At 65.8% G+C, this 14,177-nt stretch carries 11 protein-coding genes; 7 read left to right on the top strand and 4 right to left on the bottom strand.

Going from position 1 to position 14,177, the window contains the following annotated elements:
• Positions 1 to 81 precede the first annotated feature (81 nt).
• Both BEK68_RS21825 and BEK68_RS21820 read right to left on the bottom strand, forming a co-directional pair.
• Complete coding sequence (locus tag BEK68_RS21825; RefSeq protein ID WP_012436621.1) at positions 82 to 4,392, bottom strand: ATP-binding protein; 4,311 nt, start codon at positions 4,390 to 4,392, stop codon at positions 82 to 84.
• 4 nt (positions 4,393 to 4,396) lie between these two features.
• Entirely contained in the window at positions 4,397 to 5,065 is a 669-nt protein-coding gene (locus BEK68_RS21820; protein ID WP_012436620.1) for a response regulator transcription factor, read from the bottom strand.
• A 242-nt stretch (positions 5,066 to 5,307) separates the two neighbouring features.
• Here BEK68_RS21820 and BEK68_RS21815 point away from each other — a divergent pair, with 242 nt between their 5' ends.
• Positions 5,308 to 6,456 carry a cation diffusion facilitator family transporter gene (locus BEK68_RS21815; RefSeq protein WP_012436619.1) on the top strand — a complete coding sequence of 383 codons (1,149 nt, stop codon included), beginning with the start codon at positions 5,308 to 5,310 and terminating at the stop codon, positions 6,454 to 6,456.
• 15 nt (positions 6,457 to 6,471) lie between these two features.
• On the opposite strand, the gene BEK68_RS21810 is transcribed toward BEK68_RS21815, so the two are convergent.
• Entirely contained in the window at positions 6,472 to 7,686 is a 1,215-nt protein-coding gene (locus BEK68_RS21810; RefSeq protein ID WP_012436618.1) for a hypothetical protein, read from the bottom strand.
• A gap of 277 nt (positions 7,687 to 7,963) precedes the next feature.
• Between BEK68_RS21810 and BEK68_RS21805 the strand changes: the two genes are divergently transcribed.
• The 4 genes from BEK68_RS21805 (at position 7,964) to BEK68_RS21790 (ending at position 9,634) form a co-directional block, all read left to right on the top strand.
• On the top strand, positions 7,964 to 8,173 hold the full coding sequence (locus BEK68_RS21805; protein ID WP_004628910.1) for a hypothetical protein: 210 nt from the start codon (positions 7,964 to 7,966) through the stop codon (positions 8,171 to 8,173).
• Positions 8,174 to 8,216: 43 nt separating this feature from the next.
• Positions 8,217 to 8,444, top strand: a complete 228-nt coding sequence (locus BEK68_RS21800; RefSeq protein ID WP_012436617.1) for a hypothetical protein — start codon at positions 8,217 to 8,219, stop codon at positions 8,442 to 8,444.
• Between the two features lie 336 nt (positions 8,445 to 8,780).
• Positions 8,781 to 9,203: a hypothetical protein gene (locus BEK68_RS21795; RefSeq protein WP_012436616.1), complete on the top strand. Its 423-nt coding sequence runs from the start codon at positions 8,781 to 8,783 to the stop codon at positions 9,201 to 9,203.
• Between the two features lie 41 nt (positions 9,204 to 9,244).
• Positions 9,245 to 9,634 (top strand): hypothetical protein, encoded by a 390-nt coding sequence (locus BEK68_RS21790; protein WP_012436615.1) that lies wholly within the window; start codon positions 9,245 to 9,247, stop codon positions 9,632 to 9,634.
• A 43-nt stretch (positions 9,635 to 9,677) separates the two neighbouring features.
• On the opposite strand, the gene BEK68_RS21785 is transcribed toward BEK68_RS21790, so the two are convergent.
• Positions 9,678 to 10,394 (bottom strand): glutathione S-transferase, encoded by a 717-nt coding sequence (locus BEK68_RS21785; RefSeq protein WP_012436614.1) that lies wholly within the window; start codon positions 10,392 to 10,394, stop codon positions 9,678 to 9,680.
• Between the two features lie 119 nt (positions 10,395 to 10,513).
• Here BEK68_RS21785 and BEK68_RS21780 point away from each other — a divergent pair, with 119 nt between their 5' ends.
• Both BEK68_RS21780 and BEK68_RS21775 read left to right on the top strand, forming a co-directional pair.
• Positions 10,514 to 11,803: an MFS transporter gene (locus BEK68_RS21780; protein WP_012436613.1), complete on the top strand. Its 1,290-nt coding sequence runs from the start codon at positions 10,514 to 10,516 to the stop codon at positions 11,801 to 11,803.
• A 66-nt stretch (positions 11,804 to 11,869) separates the two neighbouring features.
• Complete coding sequence (locus tag BEK68_RS21775; RefSeq protein WP_012436612.1) at positions 11,870 to 14,143, top strand: mechanosensitive ion channel family protein; 2,274 nt, start codon at positions 11,870 to 11,872, stop codon at positions 14,141 to 14,143.
• Positions 14,144 to 14,177: the final 34 nt, after the last annotated feature.

Genomic DNA, 14,177 nt, shown 5'->3' with positions numbered 1-14,177 from the left:
AGGCTGCCCCGACCGAGTCAATCGGCCGATTGGAACGGTTAATCTAAAAGCGGTGCATGCACCGCTTGAAACGGTTTTCCCTTATGAATCCGTCACTTGCGTGCGGTGCACAACGTCGGCGGCGGGGGATCCGAAGGCGCTGAGTAGTCCGTTGATATGCGTCAAAAGCCTCATCGTGCGCGCCCCGGCAGCACGGATGTCGTTCGCACTGCCGTTATGCACGGCATGGCGGAACGCTTCCGCTACGGCATCCACGCCCGGGTTGTGCAACAGCGCGAGGGCACCACCGGTGCGATGGGCCCAACGGCGCAGCGCTGCACGGTCCATCGCGTCCAGCAGCGGCTGGAGGCGCTGCGCGTCATCGGCCAGCGACGAGAGGAAGACCTGCGCCAAACCGATGGCTGCGGGGTCCGTCCCGAGCGCGGCGTGCAGGTCGTCGAGCGAGAGGGTGGGCGGCTCCTCCGCGGCCCCGCCGGCGCCCGCGGGAACGTCACCGGTGCACAGCGCAGACAGCGCTTCCTGCAGCGTCGCGAGCGTGGTCGGCTTCAGCAGGCTGGCGTCCATGCCGACGGCGCGGCAGCGTGCGTGCTCCTCGGCCAGCGTCGTCGCCGTGATGGCGATGATCGGCAGGCGAGGGCCGTCGCCTTCTTCGTGGCGGATATGCCGCGCCAGATCGAAGCCGTCCATGCGCGGCATGTGGCAATCGGTGAGCAACGCGTCGAAACGGTGTTCGTGCAGACGTTCGAGCGCGACCACGCCATCTTCGGCCAGCGTGACCCGATAACCCAGCAGCCGGAGTTGTTTGGCGATCAGTTCGCGGTTGATCGGATGGTCTTCCGCCACGAGGATATGTGCACCGGGCGCTTCTGAAGGCGCGGCGGCCGGCGGTGTGTGGGCCGCCACGCTCGCCACGTGCGCGTGCCCGGCTCGACGCAGCGCGTGCTCGCACGCCTGCACGAAAGCGTGCCAGTTCAGCGGATTGATGCTCAGCGCGTTGCCCGGTTCGGCATAGCTGGCTTCGGAGGTGATGCGGATGGCGTGCTCGTGTGCCGGCGCCGTGGTGGTCAGGAGGATGTCGGCGTCTGCAGCAACCACAGGCCGGAGCCCGGCCGCGACCGCCAGCTGCGTGAGGCTGTGCCGCACGGCCGCGTCATCCACGGTAATGGCAACGCTGCGGCCTTCCAGTTGCGGCAGCGCATACCGCGCCTTGAGCATTGGCACGGTCAGTTCCAGCGTCACGGCGGTGCCTTGCCCTTGGGCACTTTCCATGACGAGCTTCCCGCCCATCAGACCCGCGAGCTGGCGGGAGATGGCCAGGCCCAGGCCGGTGCCGCCGTAGCGCCGCGTGGTCGAGCGCTCGGCCTGCACGAATGGCGCGAACAGCGTGGCCTGTACCGCCGGCGAGATCCCGATGCCCGTATCCGTGACGGAGATGATGAGATGCGCCGTGTCGTCGGTGACGCGCGCGCATTCCGCTGAAAGGCGCACGCTTCCGGTGTCGGTGAACTTGATGGCGTTCGAGAGCAGGTTGAACAGGATCTGGCGTAGACGAATGCTGTCGACCGAGACGCTGGCCGGCACGTCGGCAGCCACAGTCACATGCACCGCCAGCGATTTTTCGTGTGCGCGGCTCGCCAGCAAGCCGACCGTGCCATCAAAGACCTCGCGCAGGTCCGTGGCCGCCGGAGAAATATCCAAGCGACCGGCCTCGATCTTTGCGTAGTCCAGGATGTCATCGAGGATATGCAGCAACGCGCGCCCCGAATCCTGCACCAGCGAGACCATCTGCTTCTGCTCGCCCTCGAGCTTCGTCTGCTGCAGCAGTTCGACCAGGCCCAGCACGCCGTTCATGGGCGTGCGGATTTCGTGGCTCATCATGGCCAGGAAGCGGTCTTTCGCATGCAATGCCGATTCCGCCGCGTTCTTGGCCGCTTCCAGTGCGTCGGCCTGCTCGCGCTCTGCGGTGACGTCGCTCAGGTAGCCGTTCCAGACCGTGCGGCCGTCCGCCTCGCGGTGCGGAATCGAGCGCGCATGAAGCCAGCGGACCACGCCGTCTGCGCTGACATGGCGAAACTGCTGGTCCAGGGGCGTCAGCTGCTGCGCCGAGACCAGCACCGTGTCGAGCATGCGCTGCCGGTCGTCTTCGTGAATGAGTAGCTCCGGGGTCGACAGGTAGTCCAGCAGATCCTGAGGCTGCACGCCCAGCGTCTCGTACGCTTTGCCCGCGACGTAGGTGATGCGCCCCTGGACCTGACCCGGTGGCAGCTCGAACTGATAGACCAGCGCGGGCAGCGATTCGGTGACCTCGCGCAGGCGCTGTTCAAGGCGTTCGGCTCGCGCTTGCGCCTCGCGGATCTCACTGATGTCGACCAGCGAGGCGACGGTGCCCGCGGGTTGCCCGTCCGGCAGATGGAACGGCTCGATCCAGTACAGCACGTTGCGCGATTGCCCGTCCGGCGTGTCGATGATGAGTTCTTCGCGCGTGCTTTCGCTGATCTGCGCAGCGCGCTGGTTGATGTCGGACAGCGGCGACGTGTTGCTGACCGAATACAGCCCGAGCTCCTGCGGCGTGCGCCCCAGCAAAGAAGCGCGTGGTTGGCCAAACATGTTGCAGAACGCAGCATTCACGGCAACGTAACGCTGCGCGGCGTCTTTGGCGACGAGCGGGAACGGCACGGCCTCCATCAGCGCGCGCTGAAAGCTCAGTTGTTGGGCCAGGGTTTCTTCAGCGCGGCGGCGCTGATGATTTTCACGGCGCAACTGCATCTGCTTGATGAAGAGCGCCACCAGTGCCGCCAGCACCAGCGCGGCCACCGGCCCAAACTTGCCAAGCACGGCCGACGCCGAAGGACCGAGCTGATAGCTGACCGACAGCCACTTGTTGCGGATGCTTACTTGCTCGCCTTCGGGCATGGCGAAGAGCGCGCGGTTGATGAGCGGCACCAGCGCGGCGTACCTTGCCGACACGCCCACGCCGATGCTCTCGACCGTGTTGGCCGAGCCCGTGACCTTCAGTTCGCCCGGAAAATGGTGGCGGATCAACGCGTCGGCCACCGGCAGATTGACAATGGTGAAATCGGCTTTGCCGCTTGCCACCATGGACAGCGCGTTGTCGACCGAACCCGCCGACACGAGGCGGATTTTCGGCACGTTTTGGCGCAAGATCGCGGTCAGCGTATCGCTGGCAGGCAGTGCGACAGTCTTGCCGGAAAGCTCGGACAACGCCGCCACAGTCAACGCATCGTTGCGCCCGACGATAACCAGCGGCGTGGCATCGATGGGCTGCGTGAGCGCAAATCCAGCTGGGCGAGCATCCTGATCTGACATGCCGAGCAAGATGTCGACCTCGCCATTGCCCGCCTTGTCGAGCGCGTCGGCCCAGTCACGCACGGGGACGCGCTCGAACTGCAGGCCCAGCGTTCGCGAAAGGAAATTCTGGTACTCCGGGAAGATGCCGAGCAGGCCGCCGCCAGTGTCGTCAAATGTGTACGGCATGTAATCCGGGTCGGCTGCATACCGCAACGGGGGCAGCGATGCCAGCATGGCGCGCTCATCGTCCGACAATTGCAGCGCCACGGTCGACGTACCGCCCTGAGCGATCCAGCGCGCGCGAAGTTGGCTCATCGTGGTGTCAGGCAACTGCGCGAGATGGCGATCCAGATGGCGAATCAGCGTCGCGCGATCCCGGGGCGCGGCGAAATGGAGCGCATCGACCTGCTGGTTTGCAAGCTGCACGATCGATAGCTCCCGGTAGCGCGGCCGCGCTATCAATTCCCGTGTCGGGTAGGTGACGCCAGCGTAGACGTCGACCGTCTTGTCGAGCACGGCGTCCAAAGCGTCGGCTGCTGTGGGCGTGCTCAACAGCGCGATGTTCGGATATTCATGGGCCAGCTCCTCCTCCAGTGAAGAGCCTTGCTCGACCGCAACGCGAACGCCCGCGCCGAACGGGTTCTGCGCTATTTCGACGTTTTCCGTGCGCGCGACCACCGCTGTGGGGCGTTCGAGATACGGTGCCGAATACTCCAGGCAGTGGTCGTATTGGGAGCGTGGCGCCACGCTCATGATGATGTCGACATCGCCGCGACATGCTGCCTTGAGCAGTTCGTCGCGCCGTGCGAATACGCGCGGTACCACGCGCACTTGATCGTGCGGGATCAGTTGCATGAGGAGATCCCCGGAGAAACCGCTGAGCCGGTCCGCCTCAATGCCCTCCAGCGGCATCATCGCGTTGCCGATGACGCCCACGATGAGCATCGGCGGAAAGCGGGCTAATCGATACACCGGCCCCTGCCCAGCGTCGCCGGTATCGGCTTGCCGTGCGCCGTCCCCGCCCCACCAAACGAGGATGGCCGCACAGACGACGGCGGAAACCGCGAAGAGGGAACGCCGCATCGGCTCAGCCCTCGCCGCTGCCAAGCAGGCCGTGACGCACGGCAAAGTCGAACAGCGCCGCTTCGTTACCAAGCTCGAGCTTGCGCATGGCCGTCTGCTTCTGCGAACTGATGGTCTTGACGCTGCGGTTGAGCTGCTGGGCGATCTCGCTGACCGTCTTGCCGGTTACGTACATGCGCAGCACTTCCAGCTCGCGCTTGCCGAGCTTGGCGACCGGGTCGTCGTGGGCGGGCTGCGGCTCGCCGTTGCGGCAGAGCAGCTTGGCATTGAGCAGCGGCGAGAGATAGATGCGACCATCCACCGCCGCCTGCATGCCTTCGAGGATGTGCTGCGGCTCGTCGGATTTGCTGACGATGACCTTGATGCCCGCGCGCAGAATGTTGCTCATCAGCGCGCGGGTCTCAAGCATGGTGAGCACCATCACGCGCAGGTCCGGGTGGCGACGCATGAGAAATTCGAGCAGGATGATGCCGTCGCCATAGCGGCTGCCGGGCATGGCGTAGTCGGTGATGGCGAGGTCGCAGCGCACGCGCGCAAGCACGGCGAGCAGCTCATCGGCGTTGCTGGCTTCGCCAACCACCTCGAAGCCGTGGACGCCGGACACGAGGCGCCGCACGGCCGCCACCACACCGGGGTGGTCATCTGCAATGACGAGTTGGATGGGAGGCTGCATGTCGACGTATCTCCGAGCGTGTAACGTGCGGCAACGTGTTTGCCGCATTGCTGAGAATCGCCGAAGCCGCCAGCGTGGAACATCGGAAAAGTCCTATTCGTGCCCCCCCGATCCGCGCCCTTCTGGTGCAAATTTGTCGCAACGTGTTGTGATTGCGGCGATGAGATCTGACTCAGGCGGCGCGTTGGTGCGTGGCACAATGCTCGCGATTGCTTCGCACGCTTCAATTGCACCGATTTCCCATGACGCCCACATCCTCGACAGCACCTTCCGCGGCCGCGCGCCAGCAGAGCGCCGAACGCTCCACCCTGGTGAGTGCGGGCGTCAATTGCGTGCTCTCGGCGGGGCAGATTGCGGCGGGGCTGTGGTCGCACTCGCAGGGCTTGGTGGCCGACGGGCTGCATACGTTGTCCGACTTGATCGCCGATGGCATCGTCTTCATTGCCAACCGCAACAGCCACAAGGGACCGGACGAAGACCACCAGTACGGCCACGCGCGCTACGAGAACGCCGCGTCGCTGGGGCTGGGGTTGCTGCTGGTCGGGGCGGGTGCGGGCATGATCTGGGCTGCGGTGGAGAGCCTGCGCTCGCCGCAGGGGCCGGCGCCGGTGCATGGTCCGGCGCTAGTGGTGGCGTTGATCGCGCTGGCGGCCAAGGAGGGGCTCTTTCGCTACATGCTGGCCATGGCCAAGCGCATCAACTCACGCATGCTGATTGCAAATGCGTGGCATGCGCGTTCCGACGCGGTGTCGTCGTTGGTGGCGGCCGTCGGCGTGGCGGGCAACCTGATGGGCTATCACTGGCTCGACCCGGTGGCCGCCTGCGTTGTCGGGTTGATGATTGGCCGTGTGGGCGTGCGCTTTGGTTGGGAAGCGCTCAATGACCTGATGGACCGGGCCTTGCCGCCCCCCCAGGTGGAGGCGATTCGTGCCAGCCTGGAAGCCACGCCGGGCGTGATCAACGTGCACGACCTGCGTACGCGTGTGACAGGAGACCAGGCATTGGTCGACGCGCATATCGAGGTGGATCCGCGCGTCTCCGTGAGCGAGGGCCATGCGATTGCTGTCCGGGCCCGCACCAACGTGCTGACGGCGCATACGGCGATGGCGGTGCTCGACGTGCAAATTCACGTCGACCCTCGCGAGCATATCGCGACCGACCCCGTGCCGCTGCCCGACCGCGAGGCGCTGCGCGCCGTGCTGGCACAACTGCTGCCGCCCGGCACGCCGCTCGACGCGCGCCACTGCGTGCTGCATTACGTTGATGGGGCGGTGGAAGTTGACCTGGTCTTGCCGCCCGCGCTGGCTGGCGAACTCGCGCGCATTGCCGATGCCGTCCACGCGCGGTGGGATGGTCTTGTGCGCCTGCGCGTGCTCGTCACAGACGCCTAGCCTAAGCCTGTCGCGCTAGCGGCATTGATCGACCGCGTTGGCCGGCTGCGTCTTGGCGGGGTCGAAATGCAGCTGCTCCAACCCTTTTTCCGTCAGCGACATCCAGTCGATTGCCCCGGACGTGCGCAGCAAACCGGTGCTGCCCACCGGGCGCCATTGCACGCGCTTGCCATCGGTGTTCAGCAGCGTGGCAGATAGCGTGAGCGAATCCGGCCCCGCCTGCAGTTGCAGCAGGCGGCCATCGGCGGCGGGCGTATAGGCGGTGCTCTGGTTGACGGTGATGCCTGCCTCGCGCACCGTTGCCGGCATGCATGAAATGGACGCGCGCACCTTGCCCGTGGTGTCGATCAGATCGGCAAAGCCGTTACCCTTGGCCACGCCGACCAGCAGGTACCGCTCGATCGCCGGCATCCACGTGACGTTGTAGGTGTAGTACTGCAGATGCTTGTGCAGAAGCTGCTCGCCCGTCACGCGCCCGCTGACCGGATCAAAGACGGCGATCTTCAGATTGGCTTCGGTCTGCCCTGGTACGAACTGCTGCCAGGCCAGCAGCGCATTGGTGCTGCCGCCCGCCACCATGGGCCACCATTCGCGCCGGCCATCGGCAACATCGACGTTGTGCAGGCGACGGCCGCGCCCGTCGTAGACCTTCAGGTAGACGCCGTTCCCGCTGCCGAGGTTGTCGACGCCGCCGCCGGTGATCCAGCCGTCGGAATAGAACACCACGAAGCGCTCGCCCACGGCCGTGATATGGCCCGAATGGCTACCGGATTCCACCAGTTGCGGATACGGCTTGATGGGCCGCAGCGCGGTGTCGTAGATCCCGAAGCGCTGGTTGACGTTTTCCGGCGCATTCCAGCCGTCTTCAAACGACACCATCACCTGGCCAGCACGGTTGCGCGCCACCGTCACGGGCTCCTGCGCTTCCGGCTTCTGGATGAAGATGCGCGGGGCATCGAGCACGCCCGTGTCGGCATGCCATTGCGCGACATAGACATCGTGCGGCCAGCTGCCACTGCGATCGGCACCGCGCGGGGGCAGGCCCGAGCTACTGAAGAATACGTTGAAGGTGTTGGCCGTTGCGCCAGGCACCGCGCTGATGCCGTGCATGTATTGACGCGGATCGGGCGCGCCGGCCGTAGCAACGGCGGGCACGGCCAGCACGCACGCAAGGGCGAGGACGGTACGGCGCAGGAAAGACAGTCGGGACACGTGACGCTCCATCTTCATCGGTGGGTAGGGGGTGGGCGGTTTCGGAACCGATTGGGCCACGGTAGCGCGCCGAAGTTGCTGCGCGAATGGGGGAACCCGTTTGGCGGAGTGGCGCCGGGTGTTGCCAAGCACGACGGAGCACCGGTTACCCCCCGCTGCGGCAATCAAGTTTCGGCCCCGTGTGCCGTTCTTCACAAACAAGAGCGGAACCCATTCCGCCAATCCCTTCCCAGCGCGGCCAGAGTGGGCACCAGCCCGCCGCCCACCGCGCCAGAACCGACCCAGCGAGAACCACATGACCCAGCGACTCGACGCCCGATGGCGAAGCGAAGTGACGGAGGCTCTACGTACCGTGGAGGCGCAGTTCGGCGTGGCACCACAAAGCCTGCCGCGCGACGCGCTGATCGCCGCTCTGACCGACGCGATCTGGGCACAGCGTGGCGCGTATGCGCGTGTGCGCCAGACGCTGGTTCCGTGTCCTGAGCTGGCAGACGAATCGATGTAACGGCGTGCCCCGGTGCCGCCGCTGTTTTCAAGAAGGTGATGTGATGCGGTACTGCGGTTCGCTGGATCTGGACCATCTGCTGCACCAGCCGTTTGCCCAACTCGGCCGGCTGGTGCGCGATGAGCACTCGGGGCAGCCCCTGCCTCCGGTGGAAGTTGCCGCGCGTGCGGTATTGCTGCGCGCCGCCGGCTACGAGGTGATGCCCACCTGCGGGCACCATGACCGACGTGGTTTTTGCCTCGGCCACGCAGACCAGATCATCGGGATGTAAGCGCCGCGCCTACGACCCATGCGCCACGTGCGCGCAGCCTTGCGCACACGCTGTTGCGAACGTGCATCACGACATCCGAAAACAGTGTGATCGCGTGGTGTGAAAGGCACCTATAAAGCGTTGACTGGCGCACCTTTGCGGGCAATTCGTTGCCAAAAAGCAAACGGTAAAAATGACTTACATTCCGGTCCTTTTTCGGCCCATGGTTCTGGTGCATCCTGAACCAAGATAGATCGCACGGATGGCAGATGTGCGACGTCGGACGCAAACGTCAGGCCGGAAGTCGGAAGTGAATCGAATCGGCGACGCCTGCAATCTGGGGTCAGGGGAAAGAACATGAAGACGCAATATCTCAGCAAACAAGAAATCTACGACGGCGCAGTCCGTCATCTGTTCGGTCAGGGCGGCGCTGCCATCCTGCCGCGCGGCGGCGCTGCGTACCATGGCCAGGGCGGCCGCTGCTGCCCGATCGGCAACCTGATCGGCGTGCGCGACTACACCACGTCGATGGAAAGCGTGCCGGTGCGTTACATCCTCAAGCCGACCAACGAGATTCCGCGTTACATGGACGCCGGCGTCATCGCATTGCGCCGCGCGCTCAAGCGTGCGCGCATCGATGTGGATGACCGCGACACCGTCGAGTTGCTCTCCAAGCTGCAGAACGCGCACGACGTCTTCGGCACGTGGGAGTGGAAGGAACGCCTGCAGTCGATTGCGCGCCAATTCGGCCTGAGCGGCGCTCTCGTCGATACATTCTGACCGACCGGCCGGTCACAGATCACCCTACAGAAGGTGACGCCATGAAAGGGAAGGGGACGTTCCTCGCCATCGAGGACATTTTTGACCGCGTGCGCGCGCACCTGCTCGCACAGCAATGCCGCTCCGAAGACGCCGACGGCGAGCCGCGTTATCGCGGACTCGATAACCGCCGATGCGGCGTCGGGATTCTCATCGATGATGCGTTCTATTGCAGCGCCATCGAGCGCTTGGGCGTGAGCCTGCTGCGTGTGCCGAGCGAGGATCCGCTCGCGCGTGCGCTGCGCTGCTCCGGCGTGAATGTCGACGACGATCAGGTGGTCGATCTGCTGATCGATCTGCAGGACATCCATGATCTGGCGGCCATCGAAAGCTGGCCCGCCGCGCTGGAAGACATCCGCCGCCGGTTGCCCGCTACGCCGCTGGCGGCCTGAGCGATTCAACCTCCATGCGAACCCGGCCTTGCGCCGGGTTTTGTCATTTCAGTGCATCGAGTTCCGGATAGTGGCGGAAGATGCCCATCGTGTTGAACGGAATGCGACGCGGCGATTCCAGATAGGCCGCGATGTTCGGCTGTGCCGCCACGCGATCATGCAGTGCCACCAGATGCGGCAACGCGCGCTCGTAGCGCTGCATGTGGCGTGGAAACGCGTAGCGCAGCCCGGCCACGATCTGGAATAGCGACAAGTCCACATACGTCAGCGCATCGCGCACGGCCCATGTCGGGCCGGCGGGGTTGCGGTCGAGCACGCGCTCGAAGTAGTGCAGGAACTTGGGCGCGCGATTATCCAAAAAATCCTGTGTGCGGCGTTTGGCTTCGGCGCGCTGATCTTCGTAGTACTCGCATGACGCAATGGGATGGTGCGTGTCGTGAATTTCCACCACGAAATCGGCAATCGTCAGTTGCAGGCCGTGCGTCCACAGGCCACCGGCTTCGTCCTGCGGGGCCAGGCCGTAGTGCTGGCCCAGGTAAAGCAGGATGTTGGCCGTCTGTGCGATCACCAGCGGGCCGGACACCAGGAACGGTGGCGCGAACGGCGGTGTCGGAATGCCGGCATCGTCGAGAAACGCTTCGATGGCGGATGCATCTTCGCGGCCGAGGTCGGTATAGGGCACGGCGGCCTGCTCCAGCGCGAGCCGGACGAATTCGCCGCGGCCCTGGATTTCGGGCCAGTAGTAGAGCGTGGTTTCCATGATCGGGCAGATGAGCGAGATGGAGGCTGCGCAGCAAGGTCGATGTCGCATCGCAGCAGGAACGGTGCCTGCGAACGATAATAGGCGCCCGCCCCTGCGCTTGTTTCAACCCGCCCGCCGTGAACGCTCCGCTTCCGCCTTCGCCGACCCATTCGCCGTCTCCGCCGCCGTCCCCTCTACCCGCCATCGAACCCGCTGATCATTCCCGCTGGCTGGTCCGGGGCCATCCTGGCTATCTGCGCGCCAATCTGGCGCTGTTCGCGGCGGGATTTTCCACGTTCTCGCTGCTGTATTGCGTGCAGCCGCTAATGCCGCTGCTGGCGCACGACTTTGGCCTCACCCCCGCGCAGACGAGCTTGGTGCTGTCGGTGTCCACGCTGCTGCTGGCGTTTGCGATCCTGTTTGCGGGGCTGCTGTCGGAGTCGATCCATCGCAAGACGCTGATGGGCGTGTCACTGGTGCTGTCGTCGGTGCTCACGCTGGCGGCGGCGGTGTTGCCAGGCTGGCACGGGTTGCTGGCCACGCGGGCGTTGCTCGGCGTGGTGCTGGGTGGCGTGCCTGCGGTGGCCATGGCGTATCTGGCCGAGGAGGTGCATCCGCAAGGGCTGGGCATGGCGATGGGCCTGTACGTCGGCGGGACGGCGTTCGGCGGGATGGCGGGGCGTGTGATGACCGGCGCCGTGGCGGACCATTTCGGTTGGCGCGCCGCCATCGGTTTTACCGGCATGCTGGGTTTGCTCGCGGCAATGGCCTTCCTGTGGCTGCTGCCGCCGTCGCGCCGCTTTGTGCCGCGCAAGGGTGTGGCGCTGGCCGATCTGTTCGACACGCTGGGCGCCCATCTGCGCGAGCCGGGTCTGCGCGCGCTGTTCGCCATGGGCTTCTTGCTGATGGGCGGCTTCGTCACGATCTACAACTACGCGAGTTTTCACTTGCTCGATGCGCCGTATGCTCTCAGCCAGACGGCGGTGGGCGGCATCTTCATGGTGTACCTGCTCGGCATTGGTGCCTCTGCATGGTTCGGCCGATTGGCGGATCGCCATGGCCGGGGCCGCATGCTGCTGGCGGGCACGGTGCTGATGTCGGCGGGTGTGCTGCTGACCTTGGCGGGGCCGCTGCTGCTGGTGATTGGCGGCATCGCGCTGCTCACCTTTGGTTTTTTCGGTGCGCACGCGGTGGCCAGCGGCTGGGTCGGGCGCCGCGCGCAGCGTGCCAAGGGGCAGGCGGCAGCGCTGTATTTGCTGGCGTACTACCTGGGCTCCAGCCTGATCGGCACGACAGGCGGCAAGCTCTACGCGCCGTGGGGCTGGCCGGGCGTCGTGACGCTGGTGATGGGCTGCATGGCATGTGCGCTGGGCACGGCCGTCTGGCTCTGGCGGCGCGCCCCGCTGCCACCGGGCGCCAAGCGCTGAGGTTGTACGCCCGGGGAATTCGCGTATCGTGCCGTGATCGATGTCTGCACGATCGCTTTCCCTGTCATGCGTACTCATTCCCTGTTTTGCACGCGGCGACTGTGGCCGCTCGCATCGCTCCTGCTCTTGCTGATGGCGTGCGTCGCCAACATGGCCGATGCCGCGCCGGTGTCGTTTGCCAAGCTGGCCGGGCTGCCGACTTCCACCGCCAGCGCATCGGCGCCCGCGGCGGACCCTGCGCAGACGCGCCAGTCGCTCGACACCGTCATCACGCTGCTCAACAACGACCAGCAACGCACCGCCCTCGTCAATGAACTGAAGCAGTTGCGAGACGGCATGAGCGCGCAGCAGAAGGTGCAGGCCGAACAGGCGCCGGGCCTGCTGGGCGCGGTGGCTTCGCTCATCGAGAACGGCTCGTTGCAGGCCGATGTGGAAGCCGGTGCGCCGCGCTACTGGCTGCGCCGCATCGAGGCCGCCAGCGGGAACGCGAGCCTGCTCGTCGCGCCCGAGAAGCGCATGCCGCTGCTTGCCGACCTTGCGAGCACCGTTGGCATCTGGGCCGCCATCGCCGCTGGCCTGCTGGGCCTGGGCTGGTTGATCCGCCGCGTGTTTGGCCTCACCGTGGGCCTCGGGCCGCACCCGACGACGCGCGCGCTATTGATCGACGCGCTGCGCAAGATCGGCCCGTGGGCGATTTCCTTTGCCGTCATCATGCGGCTCGACCACGACGCCTCGCCGGGCTTCGTCCTGGCGCTGGTGCTGGCCTACGCCATCGTATGGGGCGCGATCATCACGGCGGGCGTGGCGATGCTGTTCTCGCTGTTTTCCGGCAGCGCGCATCGGCGCGTGGCAGTGGAATACCTGTTCAAGCATGGCATGTGGCCGATCTTTCTGACGGCCAGTCTGGGCGCCTGCGGCGATGCGCTGGTGGACCCGCGCGTCGCGTTGGTGCTGGGCGGCTCGCTCAGTCTGCTGCTGGCCACGGTGTGCAACGTGGTGTCTTCATTGATGCTGGCGGTGGGCGCGTTGTGGGCGCGGCGGCCCATCGGCCAGTTGATCGCCAATCGTCCGCTGGAGCTGCGCAGCGGCGAACACACGGGCAATCAGATCCGTCGCCTGCTGGCGGCGTTCTGGCCAGTGCCGGTGGTGGTGCTGGCGGGCGCCACCGTCATGGCCACGCTGACGATGCCCGACAACGTTGACGTCGTGGCGCGCCGCGCGGTGATGACGTCGCTGCTGCTGGTGGCCGCCTTCTTCCTGTCGGCGCTGGTCCGCCCCCGCGCGAATTGGCGCGCGCACCTGCGTCTGACGCGCAGCTCGCCTTATCTCGAGCGGCTCAAGCATTTTGTTGGCGCGCTGATCAAGCTCGTCATCTGGATCGCCTTCCTAGAGCTGGTGCTGCGCGTGTGGGGCCATACGCTGGTGGAGGTCACACACAGTTCGGTCAACGGCAAGCGCATCGCCGATGCCTTGGTGGGCCTGATCGGCACCGTGTTTGCCACCTGGCTCGTCTGGATCCTGCTCGACACGGCGATCCTGCGGGCGCTGTCGCCGGCCTCCGCGCGGGCGCAGCCCAGCACGCGTGCACTGACCATCCTCCCGCTGCTGCGCAATGGCCTGAAGGTGACGCTGGTGGTGACGGCCAGCATTGGCGTGCTGGCCAACCTGGGCGTGAACGTGACGCCGCTGGTGGCCGGCGCCGGCGTGATCGGCCTGGCGGTCGGCTTTGGCGCGCAGTCGCTGGCGCAGGACTTCATCACCGGCATCTTCATCCTGATGGAAGACACGATCAGCGTAGGCGATGTGGTGGACGTGGGCGTGGCCACGGGCTCCGTCATCAACCTGACTATCCGGACGGTGCGGCTGCGCGATGGCACGGGCGCGGTGCTGTCGATTCCGTTCAGCCAGATCAAGACCGTGCGCAACCTCTCGCGCGATTACTCGTTTGCCGACTTTGAAGTGCGCGTGGCGATGGAGGCCGAGCCCCAGCAGGCGATCGATCTCGTGCGCGCGGCGGCTGACCAGATTGCGGGTGAGCCGCGCTTTGGCTACACGTTGCTCGGCGGTGCGGAAATCTTCGGGCTGGATCGCTTTGAAGGGGGCGCGATGATCGTCAAGGGGCGGTTCAAGACGCGTCCGCAGAAGCAGGCGGATGTGTTGCGGGCCTTCAACGTTGTGCTCAAGGATGCGTTCGACAAGGCGCACGTGCCGCTGGCGGCGCCGGGGACGGTGTTGCGGACTTCGGCGGCGTTGGAGGAGTGGATGGCGCGGGTTGGTGGGCCGGATGAGCGGAAGGTGCCGCCTACGGCCGAGCCACCCGCTGCGGGGGCGCCGGCTTAAAGGTGTGTTGCTGGTCCATCCCGCGTATCGTCCC

The organism is Ralstonia pickettii (assembly GCF_001699815.1).
In the GTDB taxonomy this organism is placed as follows: Bacteria; Pseudomonadota; Gammaproteobacteria; order Burkholderiales; family Burkholderiaceae; genus Ralstonia; species Ralstonia thomasii.
Note: the sequence above shows the minus strand (reverse complement) of the source record. Positions and strands in the feature narration are given on the sequence as shown.

Bases quoted from the DNA above. Each gene is read 5' to 3' on its own strand.
- BEK68_RS21825 (WP_012436621.1), bottom strand. From the start codon at position 4,392: ATGCGGCGTTCCCTCTTCGCGGTTTCCGCCGTCGTCTGTGCGGCCATC.
- BEK68_RS21820 (WP_012436620.1), bottom strand. From the start codon at position 5,065: ATGCAGCCTCCCATCCAACTCGTCATTGCAGATGACCACCCCGGTGTG.
- BEK68_RS21815 (WP_012436619.1), top strand. From the start codon at position 5,308: ATGACGCCCACATCCTCGACAGCACCTTCCGCGGCCGCGCGCCAGCAG.
- BEK68_RS21810 (WP_012436618.1), bottom strand. From the start codon at position 7,686: ATGAAGATGGAGCGTCACGTGTCCCGACTGTCTTTCCTGCGCCGTACC.
- BEK68_RS21805 (WP_004628910.1), top strand. From the start codon at position 7,964: ATGACCCAGCGACTCGACGCCCGATGGCGAAGCGAAGTGACGGAGGCT.
- BEK68_RS21800 (WP_012436617.1), top strand. From the start codon at position 8,217: ATGCGGTACTGCGGTTCGCTGGATCTGGACCATCTGCTGCACCAGCCG.
- BEK68_RS21795 (WP_012436616.1), top strand. From the start codon at position 8,781: ATGAAGACGCAATATCTCAGCAAACAAGAAATCTACGACGGCGCAGTC.
- BEK68_RS21790 (WP_012436615.1), top strand. From the start codon at position 9,245: ATGAAAGGGAAGGGGACGTTCCTCGCCATCGAGGACATTTTTGACCGC.
- BEK68_RS21785 (WP_012436614.1), bottom strand. From the start codon at position 10,394: ATGGAAACCACGCTCTACTACTGGCCCGAAATCCAGGGCCGCGGCGAA.
- BEK68_RS21775 (WP_012436612.1), top strand. From the start codon at position 11,870: ATGCGTACTCATTCCCTGTTTTGCACGCGGCGACTGTGGCCGCTCGCA.